The following is a 16,165-nucleotide window of genomic DNA, read 5'->3' as shown; positions in this document are numbered from 1 at the left end:
ACGGCAATGGGAATAGATCTGATTATTTTTACGGTGCTTTCCGCGGTTGCCATTGCGGCGGCACTGGGCGTCATCCTGAGCAAAAATCCCGTTAACAGCGTGCTGTGCATGATCACCTGCTTCGTGGCCATTGCCGGGCATTACATTATGCTCAACGCGCAGTTCCTGTTTGTAGTGCACCTCATCGTATACACCGGCGCCATCATGGTGTTGTTCCTGTTCGTGCTGATGATGATGAACCTCAATGCAGACATTGAGCCCCAGAAACGCAACTGGCTGAAATACGCCGGGGCCATCAGCGGCGGCGCATTGCTGCTGGTGCTGGTAGCCGCCCTGAGAGACGCCAGTGTGCCCGCCATACAGTCCGGCAACGCTACAGACATCGGGCTGATCTCCAACCTTGGTAAAACATTGTTCACCAACTACGTGGTACCCTTCGAGCTCAGCAGCGTGCTGTTCCTGAGCGCAATGGTAGGGGCTGTGGTCATCGGTAAAAAATAAAAAAACGAATTCATGCCGGTTCAATATTACATCTTTCTCAGTATCGCCCTGTTCTGCATCGGGATCATGGGCGTATTGATGCGCAGGAATGCGATCATCATTTTTATGTGCATAGAGCTGATGCTGAATGCCGTAAACCTTTTGCTGGTAGCCTTCTCCAAAATGTGGGTAGACGCCGGCCGCATAGACGCCGCCTCCGCGCAGCTCTTTGTATTCTTTGTAATGGTAGTGGCAGCGGCAGAAGTGTCCGTGGGCCTGGCCATTATCGTGATGATGTACCGCAATACGCATTCGGTAGACATCAATATTCTCAGCAGACTGAAAAACTAGGAATTTAAAAATAGTATAGATCGATGATACATCTTGTTTGGCTGGTACCGTTCTTACCGTTGTTAGGTTTCCTGATCAATGGATTGGGCCGGAATTTTTTACCTAAATCGCTGACCGGCGTGATAGGTAGCGGCACTGTGCTGGCGGCTTTTGTGATCAGCCTGCTCATTTTCTTTGAAGTGCGGCAGCCGGGCTTCGCCCCGCAGGTGGTTTCACTGTTCGATTTCATCAGCGCAGGCAGCCTGCACATTCCCTTCGCTTTCCAGGTAGACCAGCTGAGCGCATTGTTCCTGCTGATCATCACCGGCGTGGGATCGCTGATACACATCTACTCCACTTCCTATATGCATGAAGAAAGCAGCGAAAGCTTCGCGCGCTACTTCGCATACCTGAACCTCTTCGTGTTCTCCATGCTCATACTGGTGCTGGGCGCCAACTACGTGATGATGTTCATCGGCTGGGAAGGCGTGGGCCTCTGCTCTTACCTGCTCATCGGCTTCTGGTTTAAGAACATCAACTACAACAAAGCCGCCAACAAGGCTTTCATCATGAACCGCATTGGTGACCTGGGCTTCCTGCTCGGTATCTTCCTGCTCATCCAGCAGTTCGGTTCTGTTACCTTCATTGAAGTATTCGACAAAGTGCCCGCCCTCGGTGAAGGCAGCGGTGTGCTGTTTGCCATCGCCATGCTGCTGTTTATCGGCGCCATGGGGAAATCAGCACAGATACCTTTATACACCTGGCTGCCCGATGCGATGGCCGGTCCTACCCCGGTATCCGCCCTGATCCACGCCGCTACGATGGTGACTGCCGGTATTTACATGGTGGCCCGCAGCAACGTGATCTATTCACTGGCGCCGCACATCCAGGCGATCGTTGCGATCGTTGGCCTCGTAACCGCGCTGCTGGCGGCTTCCATTGCACTCAAACAAAACGACATTAAAAAAGTGCTGGCATACTCCACCGTGAGCCAGCTGGGTTATATGTTCCTCGCGCTGGGCGTTGGCGCTTACACCGCCGCCGTGTTCCACGTGATGACGCACGCTTTCTTCAAAGCGCTCCTGTTCCTTGGCTCCGGCTCCGTGATCCACGCCATGGGCGGCGAGCAGGACATTCGCAAGATGGGCGGCCTCAAGAAATGGATGCCCATCACCAATATTACTTTCCTCATCGGCTGCCTCGCCATTGCAGGCATACCGGGGCTGAGCGGGTTCTTTTCCAAAGACGAGATACTGGCCCACGCCTGGGGATATAACAAGGTCATGTACGCCCTCGCGCTTATCGGTGCGCTCATGACGGCCTTCTACATGTTCCGCCTCTATTACATCACCTTCACCGGCAAATTCCGCGGCACGCACGAGCAGGAACATCACCTGCATGAAAGCCCCGCCGCTATTACCCTGCCGCTGATCGTGCTTGCTGTACTTTCTGTCATCGGCGGTTACGTAGGCCTGCCCGAAGTATTCGGCGCGCCGCACCTGCTGGCGGAATACCTTAGCCCGATCTTCGCGCCTTCCGCTCCGTACCTGCATGTCCACCATCTCAGCCACGGGCTGGAATGGGGACTGATGGGCCTGAGCACCGGCCTTGTGATCGTAATGATCCTTTTCGCCCGCAGTAAATTCATTAACTATACAGACGGCGGCGCCGAAAACACCGGCATCGCGAAAGTGCTGGAAAATAAATGGTATGTGGACGAACTCTACGACGCCATCATCGTAAAACCCCTCATGGTGCTCAGCCGCTTCTTCCAGGACGTGGTAGAGAAAGCCGGGATAGACGGGCTGGTGAACGGCGTTGGCACCGGTGTGAAATGGGGCGGCCGCCAGATCAGGCTGCTGCAGAACGGCCAGGTGGGTTTCTACATCTTCGCCATGGTGATAGGTATGATCGTATTGTTTGTGATCAGTTTGTTTTTATAAATCAGTAGCGGATTAAGAAAAAGATATGTTGACAGTATTACTCATATTGATTCCTTTGATAACAGGTCTGATCACATTCGGACTGAAAGGGCCGGGTGCAAAGGTATTCAGCCTGTTGTCGTCATTAGCCACGCTGGCCATTGCAGCAGTCGCCTGGACGCAGTACCAGTCTGCCCCCGATTCCCTGCAATTCACAGCGGATTGGATACCGCAGCTGAACAGCCAGTTCAAAGTAGGCCTGGATGGGTTGAGCCTCATGCTGGTGCTGCTCACTACCATTTCCTTCCCGCTGATCTTCATCACTGTTTTTAGCCGGAGCTATGAAAATGCAGGCAGCTTCTATGGTCTTATGCTGCTTTCGCAGGCCGGCCTGCTCGGCGTATTTCTCGCCTACGACGCGCTGCTGTTCTACTTTTTCTGGGAACTGGCGCTCATTCCCGTGTATTTCCTCTGCTCCATGTGGGGTGGCGAAAGAGCGGTGCCCGTTACATTCAAATTCTTCGTATACACCTTTGCCGGTTCCCTGCTGATGCTGGTAGGCATTATTTACATCTACTTCCAGACGCCCGGTTCCTTCAGCTGGCAGGCTTTCACCAGCCTCTCCCTGAGCAATGGTGAACAATCCTGGTTGTTCTGGCTCTTCTTCGTGGCATTCGCCATCAAGATGCCGGTGTTTCCTTTCCATACCTGGCAGCCCGATACTTACGAACAATCGCCCACTCCCGTTACCATGGTGCTGAGCGGCATTATGGTGAAGATGGGTCTTTTCGGCGTAATGCGCTGGCTGGTGCCCGTACTGCCGCAGGGCGTGTACATGTGGCAGGAAGCGGCCATCGTGCTGAGCGTGATCGGTATTATCTACGCCAGCTGCATCGCCATCATGCAATCTGATCTCAAGAAACTGATCGCGTATTCTTCCATCGCCCACATCGGGCTGATGAGCGCGGCCATCTTTGCGAATAACGAACAAAGCCTCGCAGGCGTGCAGGTGCAGATGTTCAACCACGGTATCAACATCATCGGTTTGTGGATCATCGTGGAAGTGATAGAGCAACGCCTGAAAATAAAGAACATGGCTGAGCTGGGCGGCATTGCCACCTATGCGCCCAAACTGGCCATCCTGCTGGTGATCGTGAGCCTGGCCAATATCGCCCTGCCGCTCACCAACGGGTTCGTCGGCGAGTTCCTGATGTTCAGCGGGCTGTTCCAGTACAATCCGTGGTTTGCCGCCATCGCCGGCCTGGCCATCATCCTGGCCGCCGTGTATATGCTGCGCATGCTGCAGAAAGTATTGTTCGGCGAAGCCAATGCGCTTACCGCCACCACTACAGACCTGCGCGCCGGCGAAATGCTGGCGATGGCCTGCATTACAGCTGTTATCTTTGTGCTGGGCGTGTATCCCAAACCCCTGCTGGACCTCGCGTCAGGCTTTGGTTTGCAGGAAGCCGTAACCGCTGTTATCCGCTGATTATTAAATTGAGATTCTGTAACGCTAAGATATGAACGCAATAATTACAACTGCTGTATTCGGGATTGTTCTGATGTTCGTGGGCCTGTTCGTGAAGAATAAGCAGCAAATAAAATATTTCGCCATTGCAGGTACCATCCTTGCATTCATTGCAAACTGGTACGACGGCATGCTGGCCGGCGGCAGCAGTGTAGTGCTGCACGGCATGGTGGAAGCAAGCAGCTTTTCCGTGCTGTTCAACGGGGTGGCCATCGCTTCCACGTTCCTCTATTTCCTGCTGTGCGGCAGCGCATTCGAAAGAGTAGGGGAAGACGTTGCGGATTATTTCGCCCTGGTGTTCTTCATCCTCAGCGGCATCACCCTTACCGCATCTTATAGCAACCTGCTGATGCTGTTCCTCGCTATCGAGATCATTTCCATCCCCCAATATATCCTGGCGGGCGCAGATAAAAAGAACCTGAAAAGCAACGAAGCTTCCCTGAAGTATTTCCTGACAGGCTCCTTCACCACCGGCATCATGCTGATGGGCATTGCCCTCATCTACGGCGCTACCGGTACCTTCAATCTCCGTGAAATGGGCCTTGGCGCTGGAGACCTTAGCCCGCTGGCATTATGCGGCATCATCCTGCTCGCGTTTTCCCTGGCCTTCAAAGTATCCGCCGCCCCCTTCCACTTCTGGACGCCCGACGTATATGACGGCTCACCCACCGTGTTCACCGCCTTTATGGCCACCGTGGTGAAAGCAGCCAGCTTCATCGCTTTTATGCGCCTTTTTTATGTGAGCTTCACCGGCGGCAACCTTACCCATCACTGGCAGCTCATCATCGCGCTGATCACGGCTGCCACGCTGCTGGTCGGCAACTTCACGGCAGTATTCCAGCAGAGCGTGAAAAGGATGCTGGCCTACTCCAGCATCGCGCAGGCCGGTTTTATGCTGTTTGCCGTTGTGGCAAACAACGAAACGGCCACCCAGGGGCTGATACTGTACGCCGCGGCGTATAGCGTAGCTACCATCGGCGTGTTTGCCGTACTCCTGAAACTGAAAGATTATACATTCGACGGATATAACGGCCTGGCCCGCAAAGAGCCTTTGCTGGCGCTGGTTACCACCATCTTCCTGCTGAGCCTCGCAGGCATCCCGCTGACGGCCGGCTTCTTCGCGAAGTATTTTGTGCTAAGCGCAGCCGTGCAGGCAGGCGGTTTGCTGTGGCTGGTGATACTGGGGGTGCTTTGCGCCGCCATCAGCGCCTACTATTACTTCCGCGTGATCATCGCCATGTATTTCAAAGCCGGCGACGCTGAGACCCTGCCCATTACAGGCGGCTTCAAAGCGGCGCTGCTATTGGCCGCGGCCGTTGTGATCATCCTCGGCGTGTTCCCCGGCCTGCTGCTGCAATTCCTGTAAGCAAAAGGCATTCAACTGATTGAGCAGCACAACCTAACCGTTGTGCTGTTTTTTTATACCCCTGCCACTCATCCTGAAAGGTGCTTTTGATAAGGGAAATCCGTTAACTTTATACTAACCGTCGTTATGCGATTAAGAGATACATTTTCCCTCGCCATGCGCTCCATCAGCGCCAACCGCCTCCGGGCCGGGCTTACCATTTTCATTATTGCCTTCGGCATCATGGCATTGGTGGGCATCCTTACCGCTATAGATTCCATCCAGAGCTCCATTTACAACAGCTTCGCCAGCATGGGTGCCAACGGCTTCTCCATCCGCAACCGCGAGCTGAAAGTGCGCATCGGCGGGCCGGGCAACGCCACCCGCGGCACTACGAAAAAAGGGAAAGTGCGCACCTCCAACCAGAATAAAGTGATCACTTTCCAGGAAGCTATGGCCTTCAAGGAAAGATATACCTTCCCCGCCGTGGTCAGCGTGTCTTTCAGGGCAGGGGGGAATATGACGGTGTATAAAGACGATAAGAAGACCAATCCCACGGTGCAGGTGATCGGCGGGGATGAAAATTACCTGGGTTTGTCGAACTATGAACTGACGATGGGCCGCAATTTTAACAAAGCAGACATCGAATCCGGCCGGAACGTGGCTGTGTTGGGCAGCGATGTGGCCAAGAAACTGTATGGCGACCATCCCGAAAGGGCTGTGAACGATAATATCCGCATCGGCAACGTACGGTACAAAGTGATCGGGCTGCTGAAGGAAAAAGGAAGCAGCAACATGATGAGTGCGGACAATGTGGTGATCACCACCGTGACCAGCACGCGCCGCGTGTTCAACCGCCCCTGGGCTTCTTACCAGGTGAATGTGAACGTAGATGATGTGTCCAAGATGGATGCCGCGATGGGCGAGGCTACCGGCGTGTTCAGGATCATCCGGAAAATGGATATCAACGAAGAAAATAATTTCTATATGAGCCGCAGCGACAGTATCGCGGAGCTGTTGTTTCGCCAGCTGGGCACGGTGACCGTGGGCGCTGCGCTGATCGGTTTCATTACCCTGTTCGGCTCCGCTATCGGGTTGATGAATATCATGCTCGTATCTGTGGCTGAACGCACGCGCGAGATCGGTGTGAACAAAGCGATGGGGGCCACTGGCCCGGCCATCCGCCAGCAATTCGTGTTCGAAGCGATCATTATCAGCGTGATGGGCGGGCTGCTGGGCGTTTTCCTGGGAATGATGCTGGGCAACCTCATGTCGCTGCTGCTGGGCTCTGCCTTTGTAGTGCCCTGGCTGTGGATCTCCATGGGCATTGCGCTGTGCGGGATGGTAGGACTTATTTCCGGGATCTATCCTGCCATAAAGGCTTCTAAACTGGACCCGATCGTAGCCCTGCGGTATGAATAACTGTCAACAAAAAAAGAGGAGGGTGTCAATCAATGTTGACATCCTCCTCTTTTTTATTCGGATATTTTACAACGTCAATTCTCCTGTTTCCATATCAAGCGCCGTGGCTTCGGGGTATTGTTTGGTGATATAAGGAATGGTGGTCACCATATACGGCTTCATGGCAGATGTGGTAATGGTAGTCCCGATAACGCCGCCAGCCACGGCACTCCAGAACACTGCCTGGTTGCGTCGTTTCGCTTTCTGCAGGTAGTTGGACAGCACGAAGCCATGCCCGCTTTTTTCAATGGGGAGAACCGCGCCCTCACTGACGCGGTACAACTCACCTTTTATACAAAAGCCCCAGGCATTCTCAAGGGGTGTATGCGCTGCGTCGTCGGTATACAATTTGATCCCCGTTCTTACTTTTTCCGTTTTGAATGCCGTGATGGAAGGCTTGTTGGCCTTGAATTCCTTAAAAGAGGTATACACACCTTCCACATAGGCTGCGTCCTGCAGGATGGGCATCTCCTGTACGGCCAGCTGCGCTGTTTGAATAGTATTCTTTGGTTGCAGGGAAGGCTGCGCATCCAGCAGGGGCAGGCCTTTTTTCAGCGTAGTGCGCAGCAGCTCGTACAGGGCCTCCGCGACATTCTCATCGTGGCGTTTGGTAACATCACCGCCGTTGCGCACGATCACGGTGTCAAATGCCTGTACAAATGCGTACTGCTGGCCGTCACGCGAGATGTAGGCATCTGCTTTCAGCCGGCAAAAGGCCTTTTCTTTGAGCTGAAAGGTCCTTTCGTTGACGCGCACATCTTTCACTGCCCAGAGCAGGTGCACGCCGGAAGGAGACAGTTTGCTACCGTACTGCTGGTTAATGTACTGCTGCAAATATTGATTGTGGGGCAGGTCGGGCACCACTTCTATACGCCGGTTGGCCATGCCTACCTGCGCAAACCCCAGCCGGGCGGTATCCCATTGAACGGAAAGGACTTCAATGGCGGCTACTTTATCCAGCTGTAATTCGTATTGACTGTATGTTTTCAGGTGAATGGCCCTTCTGTCGGCGGAAGAGTTTTTGTCGGGCGCGTTATCCGCGTACACGGCGTCTTGTGCGTAGACTGTTTGTACCAGGAAAATAGCGCTGAAAAATAATGGCAGATGTTTCATGGTATGGGTTTTTATCTCTACTAAAATAAGCGTTTTCCGTGTTCCAGGTCAAGATCGTAAATGTTAAAGTTGCAATAATACCCGGCCCGCCTTCTCAAATACCGGGTTATCATAACGGTGATCTTGATAATTATATAGCGTACGACCGCCCGGCAAGGATCGAATTTTTGTGAGTGGCGGATTAATTGGGAGCCGGGCTCCCGCCCGCTATGAAGCCGCCGTTGCGTCGCACTCTTCGGCGCTGATACTTTTTTCTGCTTTTGGGGGGGAAATAAAAAAGGTTGCCCGCTTTCACGAACAACCTTTTTTAATATCAGGTGAGCGGATTACTCAGCTACCACTTCAAATTCCAGCTCAGTTTCATTGCCTTTGCCGAAATCGAGGCGGGCTTTGTAGGTGCCCAGTTCTTTCACGTCGCCGATGATGTGGATGCGGCGGCGGTCGATCTCATAACCTTTCTGTTCTTTGATAGCGCGGGCGATCTGAACGCCGGTAACACTACCGAAGATCTTGCCGGAAGTACCGGTCTTGGCGCCGATCTTCACGGGAGAAGCTTTCAGCACTTCAACCACTTTCGCGATCTCAGCCAACATCTTCTCTTCCTTCACCTTAGCCACTTTCAGACGTTCGTCCAGCTGCTTCAGGTTGGAGTTGCTTGCTTCAACAGCAAACTTTTGAGGGATCAGGAAATTCCTGGCGTAACCGTTCTTCACGGTCACCAGCTCATTCTTCCCGCCCAGGTTGTCTACGTCTTGTATTAAGATTACTTGCATTGTTTCTTACTTTAAAAGGTCAGTAACATAAGGCAATAAAGCCATTTGACGAGCTTTTTTGATAGCCTCAGCCACCTTGCGCTGGAATTTCAGCGAGTTGCCGGTGATACGGCGAGGCAGCATCTTACCCTGATCGTTCAGGAATTTCTTCAGAAACTCGGCATCTTTGTAATCTACATACTTGATACCTAATTTCTTGAAGCGGCAGTATTTTTTCTGGCGCTTCTCTTGCTTAACCGCGGTTAAGTACTTGATCTCTTGTTTAACTGCCATAACTTTAAGCTTCTACAGGTTTAGGTTCAGCATCGTAGGTACCCCTCTTTTTGGCATTGTACGCCTGAGCGTGCTTGTCCAGTTTGGTTACCATGTAACGCAATACATTTTCATCGCGGTTCAGCTGGATCTTCAGCTTCTCATTGAAGTCGGATGGCGCCTTGAACTCCAGAACCAGGTACATGCCCGTGGTTTTTTTCTGGATCGGGTACGCCAGTGATTTTAAACCCCAGGGATTTTCGTGCACTAATTCGCCGCCATTGTCTTTCACCAGGTCAGCAAATTTTTTCTGGGCAGCTTTGTAGTCTTCCTCAGAAAGCACAGGGGTAAAGATCACCATCAATTCGTAGTTTGACATAATTTTCCCTTGTTTGTTTGTAATAAAAATTAAAATGGAGTGCAAAGATAGGGGGAATTTCTGATTCTTCCGCTTTACTGGCGCTAATTTCCGCTTTTTTTCAGCCACAACCCCCCATTATTCCGCATAAAAAATCCGGAGCCCGCTTTCCAGGCCCCGGATTGGCTCATAAAGTACTACATATCAGCGACTAATGAATATTTTCTTTACTTCCGACTTATTCCCGCACTGCACCCTCAACAAATAAATTCCCGTAACCAAATTCCCAACGTCTATCGTCTTGAAATTCATGCCTTTATGGAAATTCATCTGTGTCTGGTACCGTGGGGTGCCTTGTATATCAAACAGTTGTATCGTAGCCGGACCACTCTCGCGGGCGTCCATGTAAATGTACAGCTGCCTTCCCAGGATAAACCACAGCAGGCGGAACCAGCTTTCCCGGCTCAGCACCAGCACGCTCTGGATCGCGCTGTATTGGCTGGTACTGTCCAGCCCGAACTGGTGCAGGCGGTAATGCCAGTACCCAGGCAGCACCGTACCGTCGAAGCTCCGGTAACCCGCGCCCTGGCCGTTGAGAGCCGCGGCCGGAAGGGTATCTACCGGCTGCCAGTTATTCCCGGTCAGCGAACGTTCCACCACGAAATGGCTGTTGTTGATCTCGCGGGTCGTGTTCCAGGTAAGGACCACGCCGCCGTTGTCTTCCCGCGCGGTGAACTGGGTGATCACCACGGGATGGGCCAGCACCCGCAGGTCGTAGCGGCTCAGGATGGGGAAGTGGTCGGAGGTTGAATTGGAATAGGAAGGGACGAGCGATTCCACATTCCGCGCTACCCTGGCGGAACCCGGCATATAAGCATAGAGCATTTCGTTGGTGCCCATGGCATGGTCTATCATATCCGGGAACGATGCGGTGGACCGCTGGCGCGCCAGGCTTAAGGCGTAAGTGAACGGGATATAATCCAGGCTGTCCAGCTTGAAATCGATGTAGGAGGTAGTGGTATCCGGCGCCACCTGGGAGGTGATGGTCCGGTCGAAATCGTCGTTGAAATCGCCCAGCACCAATACATTTTTATATGCAAAATGTGCATCCAGCGTGTCTTTCAGCTCTTTTGCCCCATTCTTCCTGCGGTGCCAGCTTTCGATGAAGTCCGCCGGCCCATCGCCGGTATTGGCTTTGGCGTGGATTACGATGAAGTGGATGCGCGCGGAATCGCCGCCCAGGTTCACCATGGCCTCCATCAGGTAAGGGAACCTGCCTGACGACCAGTTGAAATATGCGTCGGCGCTGGCGTTCCTGCGCAGCACGCCGTAGGTGCGAACGTTTTTCACCAGGGCTTCGCGATATACGAAGGCCAGCTTCTGCGCGGAATCGTATTGAGGCGAAGTAAGGCTATCCACCCGGCTGCCGAAATCGGAAACGGTGAACCGGTAGCCCGGCATGGAATCCACGAGGGCTTTCAGGCGGATGGTGTCTACCACTTCGCAAAGCGCGTACACGTCCGCATCCAGGCTTTTCATCACTTTCAGCGCATTGGCCTGCTGCAGGGCTTCGTTGGTGGGACCGAATTGCAGGTGACCAAACCATTCCATGTTCCAGTTCACCACCTTCAGCGTGCGCAGGCTGGTGCCCGACAGCGAAACTTTCTGCTGCTGCAGGCCCGCGGAACTGAAGGAGATGCTGCCGCTGTAAGGCTGGTTGGCAGCGGAAGGCGCAAAGCGCACCCAAATGGAATCCAGCGCTGCAGTAGCTTCCGCGGCAGGGATCGTGAGGCTGGACTGGTATTGGATATTATCGGCTGAAAGCTCGAAACCGGCCGGGGCGGTGATCACCAGCGGAGCGGTGAGATCGCTGGCCCAATAGCTGAAGGGCTGTGGAGCGGAGCGCTGGCCGGCAGGAGCATAGTCGAAGTCCAGCTGCGCGGGCAGGACATATACATCTGGCGCGGGCGCGGCGCTGGTATCGGAAATATGGATATCGTCCAACGTCCAGCGGCTGGCTTGCAGCGTGGGTGAAGAGGTATACACCCAGGCGATGTATACGTCGGCGCCTTTGAAATTGCTGAGATTGATGCGGGAGGATGTTTTCCAGACATCGGTGCCCACTTCCGGGAAACGCCCGCTGATGCTGGTCCAGGTGGCGAGGCGGGGATCGCCGCTGCCGGAATAGTTGGTGGAAATGCGCAGCTCCAGCGACGGGCCCTGGAAGGCGCTCCTGCTTGCAAATGCCAGCAACGGCACGTTAAAGCCGCCCAGGTCGAACACGGGACTGATGAACCAATCCTCGTTTTCCCTGGCCCCGCCTGAAAAGCCATTGATCTGCACGCCGTTCCCGCTCTGCCCAAATGTCGTGCAGGCCCAGGTTTGCGCGCCGGTTACGCTATATTGCGTAAAGCCGTCCGGCAGGGTGCTGCCGCAGGTGCTGAAGGTGAAATCGAGCAGCTGGCTGCCGGTGATAAAGCGCCAGCTCAGGCTGTCCGATATTCCTGGGAAGCCGTTGCCGTTGGAATCCTGTATGGCATTGCTGTCCAGCGTAGTGAAGTATTCCCTGTCTGCGCGCAGCGCGGCAGGAATGGTAAGGGTATTGGCGGAAACAATTACGGAAGGATCGGTGATATTCAGCACCAGGCGCGTGCCCTGGCTGAGATTGTGCACGGTAACGGTGCCAGCGTTTTTCCGGATATTTTCGTCAAACGTGATCACAGCATTTGTGCCGGGAACCACGCCGGTAGCGCCGTTGGCCGGCAGCAGGCTGCTGAGGACCGGGGGAGTGGCGTCGCCGCTCACGCCCCAAACGGCCACGCTGTCTATCGCAAAAGAAGGCCTGGAGCCCGCGCCGCCGATCTGCCGGTTCACCCAGCGCAACTGCACAACAGGCTGGTTCTCGCATTCCGCAGGCAACAGCGCTTCGATGGACATGAGCTGCTGCGGCGTGGTAACGCCCGAAGCGGTCTGCGTAACGGTATTGTTCTGGTAAACGGTGCCGGGAAGCGTGGTGAAATTGCCGCTTAACCCCACCCGGTACTGCAACACGGCCTCATTGATGCGGGTGTTGGTATTGCCGTCGTAAGGATTGCGGAGCGTCATCACCTGGTACCTCACACGCACGTTGGTGTTGGCCGTGGTATTCAGGCTCAGCGCCACGGCATTGTCCATGCTGCCGCTGTTCAGGTAACCGATCTTGCCATTGTAGTTATGCACGCCGTTGGCCGTGGAAGACGCACTGCTGTTGGCCACCAGCGCCTTATCGCCCGCCGCGGGCAGCAGGTTGAAGGCGGAACCCGGGGCGCCGCTCAAAGCCCATCCCTGCCAGCCTTCCGGGTATGCCGTGGAAGTATGGGGCAGGGCGGAAAAGTCCTGCAAATACGGGATACTTTGTGGGGCAGGGTTGGTGCCTTGCGCAAAAACCAGTAAGGGAGACAGTAAAATAACCAGGAGTAGAGGTTTTTTCATAAAGGGTTTTTCGTTTTTAGTGGATTAATCGGGGTTATAATTTTGTATCCCTAAATTACGCCGGTTATTTTATCCGTAGATGAAATGACATGATGATTTTGTTAATTTAAGGTGTGAAAAATATGTGACGCCCGGTCAACTTGTCAGCCCCGGGGCCATGGCACATCATTTGAAAGCATTTCTCCCGTTAAAAACTGATATCATATGCAGAAAGGTGCCATACGTGTACAAACAGAAAACATTTTCCCCATTATCAAAAAATTCCTCTATTCAGATCACGACATTTTTTTACGTGAACTGGTGAGCAACGCGGTAGACGCCACACAGAAGCTGAAAACGCTGGCCAGTGTAGGGGAGTTTAAAGGAGACATCGGCAGTACCGATATTACGGTTGCATTGGACAAAGAGAAAAAAACGATCACGATCTCGGACCGCGGCGTAGGCATGACGGCCGAAGAAGTGGATAAATACATCAACCAGGTGGCATTTTCCGGCGCAGAAGAGTTCTTGAAAAAATATAAAGGACAAGCCGAAGGCGCCAATATCATCGGGCATTTCGGCCTCGGGTTCTACTCTTCTTTCATGGTAAGCGGCCAGGTGGAAATATTCACAAAGTCCTGGAAGCCGGAAGCACAGGCCGTTCGCTGGGAATGCGACGGCAGCCCGGAATACCAGCTGGAAGAAACAGGAAAAACAGAACGCGGTACAGACATCGTGCTGCACATCAACGAAGAAAGTGAAGAATTCCTCGATGAGCACCGCATCCGCACCATCCTCGAAAAATTCTGCCGCTTCCTGCCTGTGCCCATCAAATTCCAGGACACACAGGTCAATAACACCACGCCCGCATGGGTGAAAAAGCCCAGCGAGCTTACCGCGGAAGACTACCAGAATTTTTATAAAGAACTGTATCCCTTCGCGGAACCGCCGCTGTTCTGGATCCACCTGAACGTAGACTATCCTTTCAACCTCACCGGCATCCTGTACTTCCCGAAGATCACCAAATCGTACGAAATACAGAAAGACAAGATCAGCCTGTACAGCAACCAGGTGTTCGTAACAGACGAAGTGAAGAACATTGTGCCGGAATTCCTGATGCTGCTGCACGGCGTGATCGACTCGCCGGACATCCCGCTGAACGTGAGCCGCAGCTACCTCCAGGGCGATCCCAACGTGAAAAAGATCAACGCGCATATCACGAAAAAAGTGGCGGACAAGCTCGATGAAATGTTCCGCACAGACCGCAAGGCTTTCGAAGAAAAATGGGAACACATCGGCCTGTTCGTGAAATACGGCATGATGACGGAAGACAAGTTCCTGGACAAGGCGAACAAATTCCACCTGATGGAAGACGTGACCGGTGGAACTTTCTACACGCTGGACGAATATCGTACCGCTACGTCTGCCCTGCAGACCAATAAAGAAAATAAACTCGTGATCCTGTATGCTACCAATCCGGTGCAGCAGGACAGTTACGTCAACGCCGCCACTGCCAAGGGTTTCAAAGTAGTGAAGCTGGATACGATGGTAGACGCCGGTTTTATCAATCACATGGAACAGAAATGGGAGAACGTGCAGTTTACCCGCGTGGATGCAGACATCCCGGACAACCTGATCGACCATGAAGCTACAGCGCAGAGCGTGCTGAGCGAAGAGCAGGAAGGAAAGCTGAAGGAACTGTTCGGCGCACAACTGGCCTTGCCGCATATCAAGGTGGAGCTGAAGGGGCTTGGCACGCAGGACCAGCCTGTGATCGTTACCCGCGGCGAGCTGATGCGGAGGATGAAGGACATGGCGGCGATGGGCGGGTCCGCAGCCAGCTGGTATGCCGGCATGCCCGACGAGATCACGATGACGGTAAATGCAAACCATCCTATTTACCAGGACATCCTGCAGGAAGGAAATGGCGAATTGCAGCAAAAGCTGGTGCGCAACCTGGCGGACCTGGCGCTGCTTTCACAGAACCTGCTCACCGGCGCGGACCTCACCGCCTTTGTGCAGCGCAGCGTTGAACTGATGGGGAATAAATAATAGATAACCAAATATATTCCGGGCGGATAGTCTGAAAGGGCTATCCGCTTTTTATTTTTGACGGGAGTAGCGCGGCTAAAAAAATACCATGGAAATAACTTAGCCGCAAGAGTCACCGCGGCCACTATACAGTCTGGTTATTATCACTTTGGTTGCATATATGAATTTCCAATAGATTATATTTTTTCATAAGCCGGTGGCTGGTTTCAGGGCGATGGGCAGTAATGATTGGTATAATCATTGCCTGAGCAGTATTAATTGAAAAACCGATTTAGTAAAACCATATCTCTCCTTTATGCGTTACAAAGTACTCCTTGGCGTCGCTATTGTATTAATAATGGCTGCGTGTTCAAAAACATCGACTGTAGAGCCTTCTGGCAAAGATTCAAAAGTAGTGCCCGGGACAGAGGCTCCTGATCTTACAAAGGACCCTGCCTCATTTACACCTCAACAAACTGGCGTCACTTTCCGGAAAGTGAATAATCCCAAAGGTATAACTGGCTACGTGCTGCAGATTCCTGCCACTTATAATACGGAAACTACCAAACGCTGGCCGGTGATCATTTTTCTGCATGGGATAGGAGAAAGGGGGAACGACCTAAACATGGTTAAGAGAGCGGGCCTGGCGGCGATAGCAGCTAAAAATGCCAACTTCCCCTTCATTGTAGTATCGCCGCAATGCCCGTTAGGCACTTGGTGGAATATTCCAAGCCTGAATGCTTTGTACGACGACATATTGAAACAGTATAATATTGATCCTAAAAAGATTTATGTGACGGGTCTTAGCATGGGCGGTTTCGGCACCTGGGAGTGGGTGGCAGCCTATCCTTCAAGGTTTGCGGCGGCAGTGCCCATCTGCGGGGCCGGGCCGGTGGCTAAAGCCTGCGCGTTGAAAACCAAACCGGTATGGGCTTTTCACAATGCGGACGACCCGACGGTAAATGTATCTGGTTCAAGGAATATGGTGAATGCCATCAAAGCCTGCGGCGGTCAGCTGGTGAAATATACGGAGAATCCTACGGGCGGCCATGATGCCTGGACGAAAGCCTACAACAACCCGGCACTGTTCACCTGGCTGAGTGCACAGCGCCTGCCATAGAT

The 16,165-nt window shown here is 53.2% G+C and carries 13 protein-coding genes; 8 read left to right on the top strand and 5 right to left on the bottom strand.

The annotated features are described in order from the left end of the window. The first annotated feature begins 6 nt into the window (after positions 1–6). From R3I13_RS16870 to R3I13_RS16845, 6 genes are all read left to right on the top strand, one after another. A complete protein-coding gene (locus tag R3I13_RS16870; protein ID WP_346319124.1) occupies positions 7–501 on the top strand; it encodes an NADH-quinone oxidoreductase subunit J in 495 nt (164 codons plus the stop codon). Between the two features lie 12 nt (positions 502–513). After that, positions 514–831 (top strand): NADH-quinone oxidoreductase subunit NuoK, encoded by a 318-nt coding sequence (gene nuoK / locus R3I13_RS16865; protein WP_126249360.1) that lies wholly within the window; start codon positions 514–516, stop codon positions 829–831. A 23-nt stretch (positions 832–854) separates the two neighbouring features. Continuing rightward, positions 855–2,753, top strand: coding sequence for an NADH-quinone oxidoreductase subunit L (gene nuoL, locus R3I13_RS16860; protein ID WP_346319123.1), 1,899 nt, complete (start codon positions 855–857; stop codon positions 2,751–2,753). Between the two features lie 25 nt (positions 2,754–2,778). Further along, complete coding sequence (locus R3I13_RS16855) at positions 2,779–4,221, top strand: NADH-quinone oxidoreductase subunit M (RefSeq protein ID WP_346319122.1); 1,443 nt, start codon at positions 2,779–2,781, stop codon at positions 4,219–4,221. 31 nt (positions 4,222–4,252) lie between these two features. Further along, a complete protein-coding gene (locus R3I13_RS16850; RefSeq protein WP_346319121.1) occupies positions 4,253–5,626 on the top strand; it encodes an NADH-quinone oxidoreductase subunit N in 1,374 nt (457 codons plus the stop codon). Between the two features lie 126 nt (positions 5,627–5,752). Further along, on the top strand, positions 5,753–7,027 hold the full coding sequence (locus tag R3I13_RS16845; RefSeq protein WP_346319120.1) for an ABC transporter permease: 1,275 nt from the start codon (positions 5,753–5,755) through the stop codon (positions 7,025–7,027). 66 nt (positions 7,028–7,093) lie between these two features. Here R3I13_RS16845 and R3I13_RS16840 read toward each other — a convergent pair whose 3' ends face one another. The 5 genes from R3I13_RS16840 to R3I13_RS16820 form a co-directional block, all read right to left on the bottom strand. After that, entirely contained in the window at positions 7,094–8,179 is a 1,086-nt protein-coding gene (locus R3I13_RS16840; RefSeq protein ID WP_346319119.1) for a hypothetical protein, read from the bottom strand. Between the two features lie 326 nt (positions 8,180–8,505). Further along, a complete protein-coding gene (gene rplI, locus R3I13_RS16835) occupies positions 8,506–8,952 on the bottom strand; it encodes a 50S ribosomal protein L9 (RefSeq protein ID WP_346319118.1) in 447 nt (148 codons plus the stop codon). A gap of 6 nt (positions 8,953–8,958) precedes the next feature. Then, positions 8,959–9,225: a 30S ribosomal protein S18 gene (gene rpsR, locus R3I13_RS16830; protein WP_119078554.1), complete on the bottom strand. Its 267-nt coding sequence runs from the start codon at positions 9,223–9,225 to the stop codon at positions 8,959–8,961. A gap of 4 nt (positions 9,226–9,229) precedes the next feature. Then, a complete protein-coding gene (gene rpsF / locus R3I13_RS16825) occupies positions 9,230–9,583 on the bottom strand; it encodes a 30S ribosomal protein S6 (protein ID WP_346319117.1) in 354 nt (117 codons plus the stop codon). Between the two features lie 183 nt (positions 9,584–9,766). After that, the gene (locus R3I13_RS16820; RefSeq protein ID WP_346319116.1) at positions 9,767–13,033 is read right to left on the bottom strand and encodes an Ig-like domain-containing protein; all 3,267 of its coding nucleotides are present in this window, start codon (positions 13,031–13,033) and stop codon (positions 9,767–9,769) included. A gap of 204 nt (positions 13,034–13,237) precedes the next feature. Here R3I13_RS16820 and htpG point away from each other — a divergent pair, with 204 nt between their 5' ends. Beyond that, positions 13,238–15,064: a molecular chaperone HtpG gene (htpG, locus tag R3I13_RS16815; protein WP_346319115.1), complete on the top strand. Its 1,827-nt coding sequence runs from the start codon at positions 13,238–13,240 to the stop codon at positions 15,062–15,064. A 505-nt stretch (positions 15,065–15,569) separates the two neighbouring features. Then, positions 15,570–16,163 (top strand): hypothetical protein, encoded by a 594-nt coding sequence (locus R3I13_RS16810; RefSeq protein WP_346319114.1) that lies wholly within the window; start codon positions 15,570–15,572, stop codon positions 16,161–16,163. The last annotated feature ends 2 nt before the right edge of the window (positions 16,164–16,165 follow it).

The organism is Chitinophaga sp. YIM B06452 (assembly GCF_039655965.1).
In the GTDB taxonomy this organism is placed as follows: Bacteria; Bacteroidota; Bacteroidia; order Chitinophagales; family Chitinophagaceae; genus Chitinophaga.
Note: the sequence above shows the minus strand (reverse complement) of the source record. Positions and strands in the feature narration are given on the sequence as shown.